We start from the raw sequence: 17,708 nt of genomic DNA, 5'->3' as shown, positions 1-17,708 counted from the left end.
ACGTTACCTTTCGCCGGGCCCGCGCGGGCGGCGACGTGCTGCCACCGCGTCCACAACGAGCGCCAGCATGAGCAGGAAGGCCACCGGGAGGCCGTAGAGGGCCGTCGAAGTAATCCAGGCGGGCGCCACGGCATTGTTGAAGGCCATGGCCATGACAGCGGCGACGGCAACCAGGGACAGCACAGCAAGGGTGGCCGCTGCGATCATCAGGGGCCGCCGGTAACGCGTCAGTGTCATGGGGGCAACGCTAACAGTCCGGCATCGCCCGCGCCTCAAGCCGCTAAAGTGAACCAGGCAGGATAACCTTGAAAGATACAGACCAACACGGTCCGGGCAGTCATACCCTGAACCCGCGTATCCATGCGGATGCGGTGACCGCCGGCCGTGTCCCCGCAGAACGAAGAAGGTTGATTACGTGCCTACCGGCAAGGTCAAGTGGTATGACAAGGAAAAAGGCTTCGGATTCCTCGCGGGCGAGGACGGCCAGGAAGTCTTCCTGCCCAAGTCCGCGCTACCCGAAGGCATCACAGAGCTCAAGGCCGGCACGCGTGTTGAATTTGGTGTAGCCGACGGGCGCAAGGGTGCCCAGGCGCTGGGCCTGCGCGTGCTGGACAAGACGCCGTCCATCGCCAAGGCAAAGCGGCCCAGTGCCAGGGACCTAGCCCCGCTGGTCCAGGACCTCGTCAGCGTGCTGGACAACCTGTCCGGGACCCTGTCCGCGGGCAAGTACCCGGAAGGCAACAAGGGCAAGGCGATCGCAGCGGCCCTCCGTAAGGTTGCCGACGAGCTGGACGTATAAGGCTTTTGATGACTCAGGAACCTGATCAGTTGCCGGCGCCGGATGCCGGACCCACAGCGCCCGCCGGGGCCAAAGCCACCGGCCCCAAGCAGGGAATCCGCCCGCGCGCCGGCGTGCCCGTCTGGCGCACCGGCAAGCCTGACGCTTTCCTGGCCGCCGCCGTCGACGTCGCCCGCGCCGCGGTGGAGGGCATTGCCCCCGCCGAGCAGATCGGCGAGCACATCGGTGCCCGCAGCGAGGGCGACCGCCTGGTGACCCACCTCTTCGAATCCAGGCTGCCCGGCTACGGCGGCTGGCAGTGGTACGCCGTGCTGACCCGCAACTCGCGGTCCAAGGTGGTCACGGTGGACGAACTCGGCCTCCTGCCCTCCGAGGACTCCATCCTGGCGCCGGCCTGGGTTCCCTGGGCCGAGCGGGTCCGCCCGGAAGACGCGCAGGCTGACGAGACCGCCGAGACGCCGTCCGGTTCCGAGGCGCCGTCGCAGGCGTCCGACGCCGACCAGCCGGATGATGCCAACGCCGACGCCGCTGCGATGAACGACGACGACGCCAACGACGACGAGTCGAACGACGACGAGCGGGAACGCTCCGCGGGCGAGGCCGACTAGCGGTTGGAAGCGTCCGGGAGCGTGTCGAGGGAGGGCTGGGGCTGATGTCCACGTTCAAATCCCTGCACATCCTGAACTACCGGATCTGGTTCGTCGGCGCCCTCATCTCCAACGTTGGCACCTGGATGCAGCGCACCGCCCAGGACTGGCTGGTGTTCGCCCACCTGACGGCGCACGATGCCGGGGCGGTGGGGATCACGATGGCCCTGCAGTTGGGTCCGCAGCTCTTCCTGGCACCCGTGGCCGGGCTGGTCGCCGATCGTTTCAACCGCAAGCGGCTCCTGGTGCTGACCCAGTCAGCCATGGCGCTGCTGAGCGCGGGGCTGGGCATCCTGGTGGTCACGGGTGCGGCGCAGCTCTGGCACGTCTACGCGTTCGCCCTGATGCTCGGGGTGGTCTCGGCCCTGGACGCCCCCGTCCGGCAGACCTTCGTCTCGGAGCTGGTCCAGGACGACTACCTGCCCAATGCGGTGGCCCTGAACAGCGCGTCTTTCAACGTTGCCCGGATGATCGGCCCGGCCGTCGCCGGCGTGCTCACGGCCGCCGTCGGGCCCGGCTGGGTCTTCCTACTCAATACACTCACCTTCGTGCCCCTGTTGCTCAGCCTGGCGAAAATCCCGTCGTCGTCGCTGCGCCGGCTGCCGCGTGCACCTGCGGGCAAGGGCAGGATCCGGGAGGGGCTGCGCTATGTGAGGTACCGTCCGGACCTGGTCGTGGTGCTGGTGGCGATCTTCATCGTGGGAACCCTGGGACTGAATTTCGCCCTGTTCATCGCGGCCATGGTGGGGACGGAATTCGGCCTCGACGCGGGGGCCTTCGGCCTGATGAATTCGATCATGGCCATCGGTTCCGTCGCCGGGGCCCTGTTGTCCGCCGGCCGCGGCAAGCCACGGCTGCGGGTCATTTTCGGGGCGGCCGCCGCCTTCGGCGTGACCTCGGGCATCGCAGCGATGGCCCCGAGTTACTTCTGGTACGGGGTCGCACTTGTGCCCGTGGGGCTGTTCGCGATCACCATGATGACCAGCGCCAACGGGTACGTCCAGACCACCACGGAGCCCGTGATGCGGGGCCGGGTGATGGCCCTCTACATGGCGATCTTCATGGGCGGAACTCCCCTTGGTGCGCCGCTCGTCGGCTGGGTGGCAAACACCGCAGGCCCCCGCTGGTCCATGGCGGTCGCGGCCGGCGCCGGCCTGCTGGCGGCCCTGATCGGGCTGGTGTGGATCATCCACGCGAAGCACCTGCGGCTCCACTTCAACCGCCGCGCCCGCGGGCTGCGGTACTTCCGCGTCGAAAGCGGGACGGGCGCGGCCGGTGCCGGCCTGGACGCGCGGCCGGAGGCACAGCCGGGCGGACGAGCCTGAAACGACGACGGCGCCGTCACGGTTTGGGTTCTGTGCGGCCGTGACGACGCCGGACGCAGGACTACTTCTTCAGTTCCGCCACGACGAAATCGATGCACTCGAGCAGTGCCGAGACATCGTCGGGCTCGATCGCCACGAAGGTGGCGATGCGCAGCTGATTTCGGCCCAGCTTGCGGTACGGCTCGGTATCGACGACGCCGTTGGCGCGGAGCACCTTGGCGATGGCCGAGGCGTCGATCGATTCGTCGAAGTCGATCGTGGCGATCACGTTCGAGCGGTCCTCGGCCTTGGCCACGAACGGCGTGGCGTATTCGGACGCTTCGGCCCAGCGGTAGATGCGGCCGGCAGAGTCCGCGGTCCGGCCGGCGGCGAAGTCCAGGCCGCCGTTGGCGTTGAGCCACTGCACCTGGGCATCGAGCGTCACCAGGGTGGCCAGCGCGGGGGTGTTGTAGGTCTGGTTCAGCCGGGAATTGTCGATCGCCGTCTGAAGGTCCAGGAAATCAGGGATCCAGCGGCCGCCGGCCTTGATCCGGGCCGCCCGCTCAAGGGCCGCCGGGGAGAACAGGCCCAGCCACAGGCCGCCGTCGGACGCGAAGTTCTTCTGCGGCGCAAAGTAGTACACGTCCGCCTCCGCCACGTCCACGTCCAGCCCGCCCGCGGCCGAGGTCGCGTCCACCAGCACCAGCGAGCCCTCGTCGGCGCCGGCCACGCGCTGGACGGGTGCGGCAACGCCGGTTGAGGTCTCGTTCTGCGGCCACGCGTAGACGTCGACGCCGGCCTCCGCCCGGGCGGTGGGGCGGGTGCCGGGTTCTGCCTTGATGATGGAGGACTCGGCAAGGAAAGGTGCCTTGTTGGTGGCGGAGGCGAACTTTGAGCCGAACTCGCCGAAGGACAGGTGCTGCGCCTTGTTCTCCACGAGCCCGAAGCTGGCAATGTCCCAGAACGCGGTGGATCCGCCGACGCCCAGCACCACTTCATAGCCTTCCGGTGCCCGGAAAAATTCGCTGAGGCCGTTGCGGACCGAGCCGACCAGGTTCTTCACGGGTGCCTGGCGGTGCGAGGTCCCCAACAGCGTCGACGAGGCCGCGGCCAGGGCGTCCATCTGCTCCGGCCGGACTTTCGACGGGCCGGCGCCGAACCGTCCGTCCTTGGGCAGGAGGTTGGCGGGGATCGTGATGCTGGTGTCGCTCACAGTGGCTCCAATTTTCGGCTGGTTCGTAGCGTGGCTGGGAGGTGGCGGGCAGGGATGGCTACCACGGACCCCCCTTTTCATACTGCCTGTCCTATTTTGCCTGACAGCTCCCGGCGATACGGAAAAAGGCCTGTCATAGTCCGGTCATTGAGACACCAGGGGACGGCTGGCCGGCTGGGGCTGAGGCAATAGCTGCAGGCCGATCGAAAGATTATCCGGAGTAATTCAAAATAGGCTAGGCTGGCATGCGAACGTACGGCGGTTCCCGCCAGGGCGCATCCTGCATGCAGCCCGCACGCGGTACGGTGGGAATGACGCTAGGACTGCGCTCGAGGAGCTGAGCTGAATGACGGATCTGATCGATACCACGGAGATGTATCTTCGGACCATTCTGGAACTTGAAGAAGAAAACATCGTTGCCCTCCGCGCCCGCATCGCCGAACGGCTCCGCCACTCCGGCCCCACTGTGTCCCAGACCATCGGCCGGATGGAGCGCGACGGGCTGGTGGTTGTTTCCGGCGACCGGCACCTTGAGCTGACGGAAACCGGACGGAAACGCGCAATCGGCGTCATGCGCAAGCACCGTCTGGCCGAACGCCTCCTCGCGGACGTGATCGGGCTCGACTGGGCCTACGTCCATGAGGAAGCGTGCCGCTGGGAGCATGTCATGAGCGAACGCGTCGAGCGCAGAATCTTCGAGATGCTCAACCACCCGACAGTCTCACCCTACGGAAACCCGATTCCAGGGCTTGCGGATCTTGGCGGCGTGCCCAACGGCGCCCCCGTGGACAGGGCCGTGAACCTGCTGGAGGCCATGGCCGGCTACGGTGTGAGCTCCCGGGTTACGGTCAACCGGCTCGCGGAGCCGATCCAGGTGGAGCCGGAGCTTCTGGCCCAGCTCGACGAGGGCGGAATCAGGCCAGGCGCGCTGGTCTCGCTGGAGCGGGTGGGGGAGTACATCTCGGTCCGCGTCCCCGATATCGAAGGTGCCCTGGAGCTGCCGCCCGAGGTAGCCGCGCACGTCTTTGTAACAGTCGCCTGACCAGCCACTCCGCGCCGGTCATGGGACGACCCATGAGTTGTGCACAATTGCGATTACGGATTTATTACCGGGCGGCTTAATCACCTATAGTTAGTGGCCAGTACCGATACCAAAGCGTTACCTGATCCGAAGCCGAGCCCTGCCAGCGGATCAGTCGCAGAACCACCTCCTGGCAGGGGCGGGGGAACCACTTTCGGCTGCTACTTCGGCAGCCTTGGGGTGAAGTCCGTCAGCGGCAAGCAGCTTCCACCGAAGGATCCCATGGGATCCTCTGTGCCTGGTGCTTGCAACGGCGGACCGGGTCTTTGATCTCTCTGACCCGAATCCGACAGCTAACTCCGCAGGCCATCCAGAGAGGAACCGTTCTTGACCACCCAGACCGCCAGGGGCCGTCGCCGCGCGACCGGTCCCGCTCCGGAGCCGCGGCCCGTCGTGGCTCACACGGCCGAACGCCCGCGTGACGTGCACCGCGATGAACGGCGTCACCGGCGCAGCCCGTTCCGCCAGGTCACGGACTTTGCCGCGGCTAGCGGAGTCGGGCAGAAGGCCGGGATCGCGCTGGCCGCAACTGGTCTGGTTCTCACCGTGACGGTTCCCGTCACGAGCCCGGTGATGGCTTCGAATCCGGGCGGGTCCGGCGCGCTCACCGCTGCCGTGCAGCCGGATGTCACGGCCGCCGCCGCCGCAAAGGTTGATTTCAACCGCACGGCCGTCACCACGAAGGGTGATCCAGACGGGAAGCTCAAGCAGTTGCTGAGCGCCCAGTCTGTGGGCACCATCACCCGCGCGGCATCGGCGGGCACCCTTGGTGCGCCGCTGGACCAGCTGGTCACGGCCTCACCCTTCGGCTACCGCGTCAGCCCCATCACTGGGGGTGCGGGGGAGTTCCACCGCGGCCAGGATTTCGCCGCCCAGTGCGGCACGGCGGTCCACGCGGCCGCCAGCGGCACCGTGACCTTCAACGGTTGGCATCCCTTCGGCGGCGGAAACCGCGTGGTCATCGATCACGGCAACGGCCTGGAGACCACGTACAACCACCTGTCCTCGGCCTCGGTCCAGGTCGGCCAGAAGGTTTCCCGCGGTGACGTCGTCGCCATGAGCGGGACCACCGGCGCCTCCACGGGCTGCCACCTTCACTTTGAAGTGATGGTCAACGGCGACGTCGTTGATCCGCTCGGCTGGCTCTAAACAAGACGATGGGCTGCTCTCAACTCCCCGTGACACGCCGTGATCTGAATGTGACATTGGCTCCGGACTGCTGTAGGGTTTGAAGCACGCCAACTTTTCCGAAGTTGGCGCTCTTGAGTGGATTGCCTAGCTCTGCCACCGCTCAAGGTCCGTTCGCATTACATCGTCTGGCAGGGGCGGGGGAACCAATTTTGGCCTTCGAAAGAAGGCCTTGGGGTTAAGTCGCAAAGCTTCCCAGGAAGCAGCGCGGCCGGGTGACTCCCATCCGAATCCGACAGCTCACCTCGTAGGCATTGGGAGAGGCTACTTTCGTGTCTTCACGCCACAATTCTGCGCGCATGCGCACCGGCGAGGCTCTGTCGAGCCCGCTGGAATCCACATCACGTGCCGCCCTTGCCGGCGCCCGGATTGGATCACGTTCCGCAGGCTCAATCTCTACCGAGCCCGGACAGCATGCAGTTTCCGCTTTTGGCGCGTCTTCGCAGTACACCCTTCGCTAAGTAACCCATTTCGGGGCGATCCGGCGTACCCCCAAGATGCCGGAGCGTCCTCAGTCCGTGCCCGAAAGCGCGCGGTCCAAGGATCACGAAAGAGAGAACTTAATGACTACTCGTGCAAACGTTGCACGGCACCGCGCCGAGGTCACCAAGACCAACTCGCTGGCTGTTATTGCTAAGGCTGTCGGCGACAACGCCGGCGGCGTGGGCCGTCAGGCAGCGGTCATCGCCGCAGCTTCCGGTCTGGTCCTGACCAGCGGAATCGCAGCCAACGCTGCTGAAACCAATGTTCAGCGCGAATCCACCTCCGCTTCGGCCCTGGAAGTCCAGTCCGCAGCTCCGGCCACCATCTCGGCCGCTTCCACCATCGCGATCTCCTACGAGAAGCCCGCCGTGACCACCACGCCGGCTCCCGTCGTCGAGGCTCCCAAGCCCGTCGTGAAGGTCCAGGACGCTACGGCCTCCCGCGCCGGCGGCACCGAGCTTGGCGTCAGCGGCGGCGTCGCTGCCCAGGCTCCGGCCGGCATCGGAAGCGGCGCTGGCGCGACCATCGCCGCCGCTGCCTACGCACAGATCGGCGTGGCGCAGGACTGCACCGCCCTCGCCACCAACGCACTGGCCGCGGCCGGCATCCACTACCACGGCTGGCCGGCAGGTTACCTGTCCCTCGGCCGCACCGTGAGCGCCGGCGAGGCACGCCCGGGCGACCTCGCCTACTACCAGAACGGCGGCGTGGGCATGGCTCACATCGCGGTCTACGTCGGCAACGGCATGGCAGTGCACGGCGGCTGGAACGGCGGCACCACCGCGCTGTACAGCGTAAACGTCGGCTCCGGCCCGGTCTTCATCCGCGTCGGCGCCTAAGCACGAACCCCAGCTTTTCGAAAGACCCCCGCCTGCAGGCGGGGGTCTTTTGCGTTGCCGCGCAGTGAACTTTCCGCGCCGGGGACTGCGCCGGTGAAAAAATATTCGGCGATCCGGCACTTGAGTGTTTACTCTTGTGTTGTCGATCCATAGCCCGACCATGCAGAGGGCAGCCGGCCCTCGTGCCGCTGGCGGGTGCGGCCGTGAAGAGGTATGCGGATGCGCACTCTCGTTCTGAATGCTGGATATGAACCGCTGGCGGTCATCACCTTCCGCCGGGCGCTCGTCCTTGTCCTGACCGGAAAGGCCAGCGTAGTGGCCGAAGGGGACGACCCCGTTGTCGGCCCCCAGGACATTTTGGGCCGCCCGTCCGTGATCCTGCTGAACCGCTACATCCGGCCCAGGTACAACACGATGACTGCGGTGAGCCGCCGCGGCGTGCTGCGCCGGGATGCCCACCGCTGCGCATACTGCGGCAAGGCTGCCCACACCATCGACCACATCCAGCCCAAGTCGCGGGGCGGAGCCGACTCCTGGGAGAACCTGGTGGCGGCCTGCCTGCGGTGCAACAACGCCAAGAGCGACCATACGCCGGCGGAGATGGGCTGGAAGATCGGTTTTGTCCCGGGCCCGCCAAAGGGCGCCATCTGGCAGATCAAGGAACTCGAGAAGCCGACGCCGGCCTGGGATCCATTCCTGCTGCCTGAATCGGCTGCCTGACCCGCCTCCTGGCCTGCTGCCTGATCAGCTGGTGGGATTGATGCCGGCGCACCTCACGGCTTGGTCGGCGGCGGCCGGCGCCGCGCTACGCTGAAGCGATGGAGTTCGATGCCATCATTCTCGCCGGGGGACGGGCCTCCCGCCTCGGCGGCGTGCCCAAATCCGGGCTGATCTTCGACGGCGCCACCCTCCTGGAGCGGTCACTGGGGGCAGCGGGCGCGGCGGCGCGCACCGTCGTCGTCGGCCCCGACCCCGGGGGTCTGCCCGGCGGCGTCCTGACCTGCCGTGAGGACCCGCCCTTCGCGGGGCCGGCCGCAGCCATCGCCGCGGGCCTGGCTGCCCTGGCCGCCGACCGCGCAGGCCGGCGCGCAGCCGCCGCGCCGTTTACCCTGGTTCTGGCGTGCGACATGCCGCGGTCCGCCGACGCGGTCCGCGCGCTGGCCGACGCGCTGGCCGCAGGTACGCCGGAACGGGACGGGCCCGACGGAGTCATGGCAGTCTCGGCCGACGGCCGGAAGCAGCCGCTCGCGGGCTTTTATGGCACGGCCGTGCTACAACGTTCCGTCGCCGACGCCGCATCCCGGAACAGGCTGGAAAACGCGTCGGTCTTCGCCCTTCTTGCTAGGCTGGACGTGCGGGAAGTTCGCGTTCCCCCGGGTTCCACCGACGACGTCGACACCTGGGATGACGCGTCCGCACTAGGGGTATCCGGCAGGATTCCCGACGGCGGTCCGGGCTCCGGCCCGGCTCTGCGCAGCTGAACTCGACCATGGAGGCAAACGGTGAAAAGCCAGGATGAAACGCTGGAAGACTGGTGCCGTGCCCTGCTCCAGGCCCTGGAGCTGGACGACGTTGAGATTGACGTGAATGAGGTCCTCGCACTGGCCGGCGTGGCCGCCCATTCCGTGGTGCGCCCGGCGGCGCCCCTGACCACCTTCATTGCCGGCTTTGCCGCCGGTCTGGCCTCGGGCTCCGGGCAGGCCACGGACTCCGTGTCCATGGAGGCGGCGATGGCCGTGGCCCGCCGGCTCGCCAAGGACTACGCAGCCGCCGAAACTTCCGGGGCATGACGGCTGCGGCCCCGGACGGCAGGGGACCCGCTGCCCCTGGCAGAGATGGCGGTGGAGACGGAGTCAGAAACGGCGGTGGAGACGCAGTCGGCGATGGCGGTGGAGGCGGACCCCGCATCACTGCGGGCGGGGATGCAGTGGGCAAGGACACCACTGACCAGGATGCAGCGGACGAGGACACCGCTGACCGGAATGCAGCGGACCAGGACACCGAGGGCCAGGATGCAGCGGACGAGGACACCTCGGCGGAGCCGCACAGGCACCTGGCCCACACGTGGCAGGAGGCCCGGCAACTCGCGTTCGACTGCGCCGTTCCCATCCCGGCCGCCCCTGTCCCGCTGCGGCAGGCGCTGGGCCGGACCCTCGCGGCGGACGTCGTTGCCCAGCAGGACATGCCCCATTACGCTTCTTCCGCCATGGACGGCTGGGCCGTCAACGGCAGCGGCCCCTGGATCCTGGCCGAACCCGGCCAGCGGCTGGCACCGCATCAGGCCAGCCCGATTGCCACCGGCGGCCTCATCCCGCCCGGGGCCAGAGCGGTATTGCGCAGCGAAAGCGGCATCATCGGTGCCGACGAAGACGGCCTGCCCGTCCTGAAGCTGGGCGGCACCGCGAAACCAGGGGACCCGCGCAACGGCGAGCACATCAGAAGGGCCGGAGAGGAAGCCGCCGCCGGGGACGTCCTGATCATGCGCGGCACCGTCCTGAACCCTGCCCATCTTGCCCTCGCCGCGCTGGCTGGAAGCGATACCCTTCCCGTGCTCGGCAAGGCCGTGGTGCGCCTCGTCTTCACTGGCTCCGAGGTCGTGACGAGCGGGATGCCGGCACCAGGGCAGGTCCGCGACACCTTCGGACCCCAACTGGCCGCCGTGGTGGGAATGCTCGGCGGGATCTGCACCGAAGAAGTGAAAGTCGGCGACACCTACGCCGAATGGCTCGCGGCGCTGGAGGATACCGATCCTGCCGGTGAAAACCTGCCCGCCGACGTCGTGATCACCACCGGCGGCACGGGACGCTCCGGAACGGACCACCTCCGGCGCTCGGTCGCCGAACTCGGCGGCCGCCTGCTGATCGACGGAATCGCCATGCGGCCGGGCCACCCCGCCGTGCTGGCCGAGCTGCCGGACGGCCGTTACATCCTGGGCCTGCCTGGAAACCCGCTCGCGGCCATGATGGCGCTGTCCACGATCGGGGCCCCACTCCTCGCAGCCCTGGGGCACGGCGCGGTCCCCCCGCTGAGCGAGCTGCCCTGCGGCTCGACCATTGACGCCGATCCGGGCCGGACCCGGCTCATGCCCTTCCGGCTGCTCTATGGCATGGCATCGCCGGCGCAGCATACCGGCCCGGGAATGATGCGGGGCCTGGCTGCCGCCGACGGTGTGCTGGTGGTCCCGCCCCATGGCGTACAGCTGGGGGAATTGGTCCCTGCCTTCGCTCTCCCGTGGGGTGCGCCGCTGCCTGACGCTTCGGCAGCGGCCGCCGCGCAGAAGCCCGCGGCGAAACGGACCGCCAGGAAGACCGCGGCCAGCGACGGGCCGGTGGACTGGAGTGCCCTTTTGGGCTGAGTCCTGGCCCGCTGCGCCGGCGTCAGGGCGGGACGCGCCTTCAGAATCAGACACTTACAATGATGGAACCAGCCAAAGATTCAAACAGCCGCAAGATTCAAACAGCGGCACAACATGTTGCTTAGGAGCACCGGATGGGCCGTGTGACACAGCGCCGCAAGGTGCACAAGATCGTCCTGGACGGGTCCCCGCAGGCCCTCGAATTCCCGGTCCGGCACCGGGAGGACGTCCTTGCCGTCGAGGAACCGCTGGAAATCAGGCTCGGCAACATGTCGTTCTCCGTGACCATGCGAACGCCGGGCAATGACTTCGACCTCGTCGCTGGCTTCCTCGTCTCGGAGGGGATCATCTGGGCTCCCGAACAACTGGTCTCGCTCAGGTTCTGCGCCGGCGAAGACGCCGACGGCATGCAGACGTTCAACGTGGTGGAGGCGCAGCTCCGGCCCGACGTCGTACGGCCCGAGACGGGACGCAACGTCTTCACCTCCAGTTCCTGCGGCATCTGCGGGACGGACTCGATCGATGCCGTGCGGAAGTCCTCGCACTACAGCCCGGCACAAGATCCGCTGACCGTCCCCGTGGAAACGCTGGCGGCCCTCCCGGATGCCCTCCGGTCCGCCCAGGAGGTCTTCGAGGTCACCGGCGGCGTGCACGCCGCCGGACTCTTCAGGATCTCCGACGACGGCTCGGCCGAGTTGCTGTGCCTGCGCGAAGACGTGGGCCGGCACAACGCGGTGGACAAGGTGGTGGGCTGGGCGCTCCGCGAAGGCCTGCTCCCGCTCCGGGGCACCGTGTTGCAGGTGTCCGGCAGGGCATCGTTCGAGCTGGTCCAAAAGGCTGCCCTCGCCGGAATCCCGGTCCTCGCCGCGGTCAGTGCCCCCTCCAGCCTGGCCGTCGAGCTCGCCGGGGCCAGCGGGATGACCCTGGCCGGGTTCAGCCGCGGGACCAGCCTGAACGTGTACGCTGGCCAGCAGCGCGTCGCGGTTCCGGCGCCCGCGGCCGGCTAGCGGCAACAGTTGGCCAACAGGTTCTCCGCGGCGTAAGTTTTATCCATCGATTGGAAATCGATCGGACCCCCAGCGCTGAAGAGGATCACATTGCACGACGACCGCCGTCTTACGGAAGTCCGGCTGGACCGCTTTCTGCGTGACCGGGTCGGCCCGGCCGTCTACTCGCGCAGCATGCCGCTGACACTGAGCAGCTGGGATGCGCCGGACGAACCCGTGCCGGTGTTCGAGGCCCTGCGGCAGGAGTTCGCACCCCAAGAACACGGCGCGGCCTGGGGCCGGCCCTGGAGCACCAAGTGGCTCCGGCTCCGGGGTGAAGTGCCGGACGCCTGGGGAACCTCGGCCGGCACCTCGGTGGAGATCCTCGTGGACCTCGGCTTCAGCGGCGACCTCCCGGGCTTCCAGTGCGAAGGCATTGCCTGGCGGTCCGACGGGACCATCATCAAGGCGATCTCGCCACGGAACCAATACATCCCGCTCAAGCTCCTGGGCAGTGGCATGGCCGTCGACTTCTACGTCGAAGCCGCGGCCAACCCCGACTTGTCCCAGAACTGGACATTCGCCGCCACCCCCTACGGCGACAAAGCGACGTCGGGCAGCGAGCCGAAGTACCGCCTCGGCAGGATCGCCATTGCCGAACGCAACCAGGCCGTCTGGGAACTGCAGCAGGACATCCTCACGCTCAGCGGGCTCATGCACGAGCTGCCCATGGACCTGCCGCGCCGCCACGACATCCTGCGGGCGCTCGAACGCATGCTGGACATCATGGACCCCGACGACGTTGCCGGGACCGCGGAGGCCGGACGGGCCGCCCTTGCCGATGTCCTGTCCCGGCCGGCCTATGCCTCGGCGCACCAGCTCGTGGCCACGGGCCACGCCCACATCGATTCGGCCTGGTTGTGGCCGGTCCGGGAAACCATCCGCAAGTGCGCCCGGACGTTCTCCAACGTCGTCGCGCTGATGGACGAGAATCCAGATTTCGTCTTTTCGTGCTCCTCCGCCCAGCAGCTCGCGTGGATGAAGGAGTACTATCCGGAGCTCTTCGGGCGCATCAGGGACAAGGTCCGGGCCGGCAGGTTCGTTCCCGTCGGCGGGATGTGGGTCGAATCCGACTCCAACATGCCCGGCGGCGAGGCCATGGCACGGCAGTTCCTCGAGGGCAAGAGCTTCTTCCTGGCCGAATTCGGCGTCGACTGCCAGGAGGCGTGGCTGCCGGACACCTTCGGGTATTCCGCGGCCCTGCCGCAGATCATCAAGGCCGCAGGCAGCCGCTGGTTCCTGACCCAGAAGATCTCCTGGAACCAGGTCAACAGGATGCCCCACCACACCTTCAACTGGGAGGGAATCGACGGCACCAGGGTGTTCACCCATTTCCCGCCGGTGGACAGCTACAACTCCGACCTCAGCGCCCGAGACCTGGCGCACGCAGAACGGAACTACCGGGACCACGGACGCGGAGGCACGTCGCTGGTTCCGTTCGGGTATGGCGACGGCGGCGGCGGCCCAACCCGCGAGATGCTGGCCGCAGCGCAGCGCACGGCGGACCTGGAAGGATCCCCGAAGGTGCGCATCGGCTCGGCTGCCAGCTTCTTTAGCCAGGCCCAGGCCGAGTATGAGCCCCTGCCGGTCTGGGTGGGGGAGATGTACCTGGAACTGCACCGCGGGACCTACACCAGCCAGGCCAAGACCAAGCTTGGGAACAGGCGCAGCGAGCACCTGCTCCGGGAAGCCGAGCTCTGGAGTGCCACCGCGGCTGTGCGGACCGGGCACAGCTACCCGGCTGCAGAGCTCAAACGCCTGTGGCGGCTGGTCCTGCTGCAGCAGTTTCACGACATCCTGCCGGGGAGCTCCATCGCGTGGGTCCACCAGGACGCCGAACGGAACTACGCCGCCGTCGAACGGGGGCTGGAAGCGATCATCACGAACGCCGCGGCGGCGGCCCTCGGCGCCGGCAGCCGGGAATTCCTGCTCAACGCGGCCCCGCACGAGCGCCTGGGCGTGCCTGCGCTGGCCGCTGCCGAACCGGTCCGGCCCGGGCGGCCGGTAGAGGTCACCGGGGCCGGCGGCGGCTACATCCTGGACAATGGCATCATCCGGGCCGTGGTGGATGCCAACGGACTGCTGGTCTCCCTCGCGGACCGCGCCACCGGACGCGAGGCGATTGCTCCCGGCGAGGCCGGCAACCTCCTGGAGCTGCACCGGGACACGCCCAATGAGTGGGACGCGTGGGACATCGACGCCTTCTACCGCAGGAACGTCGTCCGTCTGATTGAGGCGCGTTCGGTGACACTGGAGCGCGGCCTCCGGGGCGAAAGCCCGGACGCCGTCGTGGTGGTGGAGCGGATGGCCGGGTCCTCTGCCGTGACCCAAAGGATTACGCTCGCGGCGGGTGCAGACTCGCTCGCGATCACCACAGTCGTGGACTGGCAGGAGAGCGAGAAGCTGCTCAAGCTGGGCTTTGCCCTGGATGTCAGGGCGGACCGGTCGGCGGCGGAGACTCAGTTCGGGCACGTGTTCCGCCCCACCCATGTCAACACGTCCTGGGAGGCCGCGAAATTCGAAATCTGCGCCCACCGCTGGATCCACGTCGCCGAACCGGGCTACGGGGTGGCGATCTCCAACGCTTCCAGCTACGGCCACGACGTCACCCGCAACGTCCGGGAGGACGACGGCGGCACCACCACCACAGTGCGGCTCTCACTCCTGCGGGCACCGAAGTTTCCGGATCCCGGCGCGGACCAGGGCAGGCACGAGCTGCACGTCACGGTCCGTCCGGGCGCCACCATTGCGGACGCCGTCGAAGAGGGCTACCGCACCAACCTGGCGCCGCGGGTGGTGCACGGGGCGCACGGGGTGGAACCGCTGGTCACAGTCGTCAACCAGGCCCTTGTCATTGAAGCGGTCAAACTCGCTGAAGACGGCTCCGGAGATGTGATTGTCCGGCTGTACGAAGCGCTGGGGGAGCGGTCCACCGGCGCGGTGAAGGCCAATTTCCCGGTCCGCGGGCTGCACGCCGTGGATCTGTTGGAACGGCCCGTCGACGCCCCGGGAGTGACGGCAGGCCGCGATTCGGCCGAGCTTACCCTGCGGCCCTTCCAGCTGGTCACGCTGAGGTTTGTGCGCTGAAAGACAGGGCCGCCTGACACGCCCTTCCCGCGAGGCATCCGGACGACACTGTCGGGGCATCCGGACGACACTGTCCGGAGCAACCGGAAATACCCTTAAACAGGCTGAGTGGGAGCGGTCCTTCCGGACCGCTACCACTCATCCCCCCAATGGCGCTTGGACGACTGCCTCTGCTTCGCACGGCTGACTTCCGTACACGAAGCGGTTGCCGCTTTCACACATTCATGATTCTTTCACGATCTAATGATTTTGTGAATGCCCTAGGTTTCGTTCTTACGGAATGTTGCGCGAGTGTTACCAGATTTCTTCGCAACAAGCCCCGACGCCCAGAACAGGCCCAGGCCCAGGACGTAGCCCACGACGGCCAGATAGTTGACCGTCTGCTGCGCGAGGAGCCAGTCTTCCGGGGCGAAGGAGGCGGGCACGGTGAACGCGGTGGCGAGGGCGCCGAGGCAGGTCAGGAGGGCCCCCGCACGCACGAGCCGCGGCAATTGGCTCCTGGCGGTGGCCAGCAACGCGGGCAGCAGGGCGAGGGAGATAAAGGCAGGATAGGTGCGGCCGGCCGCGGCGTAGAACGGCGCCAGGACTGCATTGGGCCCGCCCTTGTCCGCGATGCCCAGCAGGCCCGAGGAGGATCCGCGGGTGTCCATGAGGAAGAAGGTCACCGCCACGACGACGGCGCTGAGAGCCAGGGCGCAGCGGCCGGCCGGGCCCGCAATGAAGCGGTAGCAGCGCTCATCCTCCAGGCCCGTCGCCACGCGCAGACCTACCAGCAGGACGGCCGCGAAGACGAGGAACCGCAGGAGGAGGTGGGTGAGGTTCCATCCCCCCAGCGCCCCGTCGATCGCCTCGTAGGGGCCGGTCACGGAGAGCAGGCTGCACAGGGTTGCGAGCACCAGGATCCAGAAAACGGCCCTGTTCCGGCCCCGGATCGCATCCGGAACGCGGAGAAGGAGCACCACGGTGCAAGTGATCAGCGTGCCCCACTGGAGGATTGCAATCATTCCGGGTTCCCCCACGTCGCTTTCCTGCCCATCCCCAAGATGGTCAGGCCATGCCAGCATGCTTCTTCGGCGCCCGCTTCGCAAGTATCTTGGCCAGCCAGATCAGGGACAGTCCCAGGACCAGGCACAGGACCGCCGAGTAGTTGAAGATGAACCTCATGAATCCGAGGGACGAAGGAATGACCGGGGAAAGCAGGCTGAGGCAGATGGCCACGGTGCCCAGGGCCAGCAACGCGGCGCTGGAGCGCACAAGGGCCGGGAGTCCGCTGCGCAGGGTCCGCAGCATGGCCGGAAACAGGGCCGCGGTGATGAATGCCGGGTACAGGCGGCCGGCAGCCCCGTAATACTCCACCAGGGCGGCATTGCGGCCGTCCTTGGCGAACACGGCGACCAGCCCCGCCGAGGAACCGGCCGTGTCCATCATGAGGAAGACCGCCACCACCGCAAGGGAGGCGGCTGCGGCGATCGCGATTCCAATGGGGCCGGTGATGAGCTTCAGGGCGTCGCACGCGCTGAAGCCCCGGGCCAACCGGATTCCCAGAAAGAAGATGCCGCCGAAGATGACGAAGCGCAGCACCAGGTTGGCGAAGTTCATGCCTCCCAGGACCTGGTCCACGGCCAGATAAGGGGCATCGATGCTGAGCAGGATCGCCAGGGTCATGAGCGCCAAGATCCAGAACAGGGACCGGTTTTCACCGCGGAGAACGCTGGGCACACGGACAAGCGTGACGGCGCAGCACAGCGCCAGCGTGGTCCACTGCAGGATCGCGATCATCCGAGGTTCTCCCAAATCTTTTCTGTTTGTGCCTGCTCCTGCTCGTGGCGCCGTAGCGATTTCCCGAGCGCCTGAAGCCGCTCCCCGGCCAGGGAACTAAGTTCACCGTCGGAAAGGGCATCCAAGGCTGCCTGCTTCGCCCCTGGCGTCCAGCCGGCCTCGGCCTCGGTGAGCAGGCCCGTGGCGACGAGCCCGCCCGTGAAGCCTACGCCCGCCGCGCGGGCGGTCGCGACCGCCAGCTCCGGGGAGAGCCGGTTGGCCGTGAGCTGGGCCGAATAATTTTGCGGGGCCACGCCGGTGGCAGCCGAAACCCGGTGACGCAACTCACCGTCGTCAATCGCATCCACCCAGTTCCGGACAGACGTGGCGTGCGGGGCGGGGCTCAACGCCGGAGTCATTGAGCTGCCCTGGTCGCCATAGCCGCCGTAGGCAGGGGAGGACCGGGAAATGACTGCCCGCAACAGGTCCATGGTGGCAACCTGGCTGACGAGTTCGGCCGGCGTGGGCGGCTGCGGCGGGGCGGCCAGCTCCACGTAGTGCTCGAAGGATGCGAGCTCCGCCAGCGGGCTCAAGCCCAGGGCCCGGCTGATGCTGACCAGAGTGGTTTCGGCTACCTTTCCGCGCACCAGCTGCTGCGCGAAGGTGGTGCGCTTGATCCCCGAGATTCTGCAGAGATCGGCCGTGCTCGCGGACGGGGCAACGCGGTGAAGCCAGAGTTGGAACGCCTTTGCGGGTAGTGGCATCTAGGGCTTCCTGCGGAGTCGGCGGGCAGTATGGCTACTGGCATGCGGTCGGGCAGCGGCGATCGGGGCGGGCGGTGACGGGGGCGTCACGGAGGGGGCTGGGATTTTACGTGAGGTGCTAATTCAACTATGCTAAATGGTCGA

The 17,708-nt window shown here is 67.6% G+C and carries 17 protein-coding genes and 2 riboswitches; of the genes, 12 read left to right on the top strand and 5 right to left on the bottom strand.

What is annotated here, in order from left to right; translation table 11 throughout:
* Window positions 1-3: 3 nt before the first annotated feature.
* Window positions 4-237: a hypothetical protein gene (locus tag C560_RS0115655; protein WP_026538905.1), complete on the bottom strand. Its 234-nt coding sequence runs from the start codon at window positions 235-237 to the stop codon at window positions 4-6.
* A 178-nt stretch (window positions 238-415) separates the two neighbouring features.
* On the opposite strand from C560_RS0115655, the gene C560_RS0115650 reads away from it, so the two are divergent.
* The 3 genes from C560_RS0115650 to C560_RS0115640 are packed head-to-tail and all read left to right on the top strand — an operon-like array spanning window position 416 to window position 2,771.
* Window positions 416-799, top strand: a complete 384-nt coding sequence (locus C560_RS0115650) for a cold-shock protein (protein WP_018776003.1) — start codon at window positions 416-418, stop codon at window positions 797-799.
* An 8-nt stretch (window positions 800-807) separates the two neighbouring features.
* Window positions 808-1,407 carry a DUF3027 domain-containing protein gene (locus tag C560_RS0115645; RefSeq protein WP_043423256.1) on the top strand — a complete coding sequence of 200 codons (600 nt, stop codon included), beginning with the start codon at window positions 808-810 and terminating at the stop codon, window positions 1,405-1,407.
* A gap of 44 nt (window positions 1,408-1,451) precedes the next feature.
* Entirely contained in the window at window positions 1,452-2,771 is a 1,320-nt protein-coding gene (locus tag C560_RS0115640) for an MFS transporter (protein ID WP_026538903.1), read from the top strand.
* A 61-nt stretch (window positions 2,772-2,832) separates the two neighbouring features.
* Here the strand turns inward: C560_RS0115640 and serC are convergent, their stop codons facing one another.
* Complete coding sequence (gene serC, locus C560_RS0115635) at window positions 2,833-3,963, bottom strand: phosphoserine transaminase (protein ID WP_026538902.1); 1,131 nt, start codon at window positions 3,961-3,963, stop codon at window positions 2,833-2,835.
* A 346-nt stretch (window positions 3,964-4,309) separates the two neighbouring features.
* On the opposite strand from serC, the gene C560_RS0115630 reads away from it, so the two are divergent.
* From C560_RS0115630 to C560_RS0115590, 9 genes are all read left to right on the top strand, one after another.
* On the top strand, window positions 4,310-5,005 hold the full coding sequence (locus C560_RS0115630; protein ID WP_018776007.1) for a metal-dependent transcriptional regulator: 696 nt from the start codon (window positions 4,310-4,312) through the stop codon (window positions 5,003-5,005).
* Between the two features lie 150 nt (window positions 5,006-5,155).
* Window positions 5,156-5,367: riboswitch (cyclic di-AMP (ydaO/yuaA leader) on the top strand.
* Between the two features lie 4 nt (window positions 5,368-5,371).
* Window positions 5,372-6,193 (top strand): M23 family metallopeptidase, encoded by an 822-nt coding sequence (locus C560_RS0115625; protein ID WP_018776008.1) that lies wholly within the window; start codon window positions 5,372-5,374, stop codon window positions 6,191-6,193.
* A gap of 137 nt (window positions 6,194-6,330) precedes the next feature.
* Window positions 6,331-6,500: riboswitch (cyclic di-AMP (ydaO/yuaA leader) on the top strand.
* A gap of 295 nt (window positions 6,501-6,795) precedes the next feature.
* Window positions 6,796-7,554: an NlpC/P60 family protein gene (locus tag C560_RS0115620; RefSeq protein WP_018776009.1), complete on the top strand. Its 759-nt coding sequence runs from the start codon at window positions 6,796-6,798 to the stop codon at window positions 7,552-7,554.
* Between the two features lie 219 nt (window positions 7,555-7,773).
* Complete coding sequence (locus C560_RS0115615) at window positions 7,774-8,274, top strand: HNH endonuclease (RefSeq protein WP_026266867.1); 501 nt, start codon at window positions 7,774-7,776, stop codon at window positions 8,272-8,274.
* A gap of 98 nt (window positions 8,275-8,372) precedes the next feature.
* The gene (gene mobA / locus C560_RS0115610; RefSeq protein WP_026538901.1) at window positions 8,373-9,035 is read left to right on the top strand and encodes a molybdenum cofactor guanylyltransferase; all 663 of its coding nucleotides are present in this window, start codon (window positions 8,373-8,375) and stop codon (window positions 9,033-9,035) included.
* A 21-nt stretch (window positions 9,036-9,056) separates the two neighbouring features.
* The gene (locus C560_RS0115605; RefSeq protein WP_018776011.1) at window positions 9,057-9,344 is read left to right on the top strand and encodes a DUF6457 domain-containing protein; all 288 of its coding nucleotides are present in this window, start codon (window positions 9,057-9,059) and stop codon (window positions 9,342-9,344) included.
* On the top strand, window positions 9,341-10,909 hold the full coding sequence (locus C560_RS0115600; RefSeq protein WP_026538900.1) for a molybdopterin molybdotransferase MoeA: 1,569 nt from the start codon (window positions 9,341-9,343) through the stop codon (window positions 10,907-10,909). Before C560_RS0115605 ends, C560_RS0115600 begins: the two co-directional genes overlap by 4 nt.
* A 134-nt stretch (window positions 10,910-11,043) precedes the next feature.
* Complete coding sequence (gene fdhD, locus C560_RS0115595; RefSeq protein WP_026538899.1) at window positions 11,044-11,916, top strand: formate dehydrogenase accessory sulfurtransferase FdhD; 873 nt, start codon at window positions 11,044-11,046, stop codon at window positions 11,914-11,916.
* A 90-nt stretch (window positions 11,917-12,006) separates the two neighbouring features.
* Window positions 12,007-15,042: an alpha-mannosidase gene (locus C560_RS0115590; RefSeq protein ID WP_026538898.1), complete on the top strand. Its 3,036-nt coding sequence runs from the start codon at window positions 12,007-12,009 to the stop codon at window positions 15,040-15,042.
* Between the two features lie 260 nt (window positions 15,043-15,302).
* Here C560_RS0115590 and C560_RS0115585 read toward each other — a convergent pair whose 3' ends face one another.
* From C560_RS0115585 to C560_RS0115575, 3 genes are read right to left on the bottom strand one after another with little or no spacing between them, the layout of a single operon-like run.
* The gene (locus C560_RS0115585; RefSeq protein ID WP_026538897.1) at window positions 15,303-16,046 is read right to left on the bottom strand and encodes a hypothetical protein; all 744 of its coding nucleotides are present in this window, start codon (window positions 16,044-16,046) and stop codon (window positions 15,303-15,305) included.
* Between the two features lie 43 nt (window positions 16,047-16,089).
* Entirely contained in the window at window positions 16,090-16,821 is a 732-nt protein-coding gene (locus tag C560_RS0115580; RefSeq protein ID WP_026538896.1) for a hypothetical protein, read from the bottom strand.
* Complete coding sequence (locus C560_RS0115575) at window positions 16,818-17,564, bottom strand: hypothetical protein (protein ID WP_026538895.1); 747 nt, start codon at window positions 17,562-17,564, stop codon at window positions 16,818-16,820. Before C560_RS0115575 ends, C560_RS0115580 begins: the two co-directional genes overlap by 4 nt.
* Window positions 17,565-17,708 lie beyond the last annotated feature (144 nt).

It is taken from the genome of Arthrobacter sp. 9MFCol3.1 (genome assembly GCF_000620385.1).
In the GTDB taxonomy this organism is placed as follows: domain Bacteria; phylum Actinomycetota; class Actinomycetes; order Actinomycetales; family Micrococcaceae; genus Arthrobacter.
This window is presented reverse-complemented; position numbering and strand designations above follow the sequence as displayed.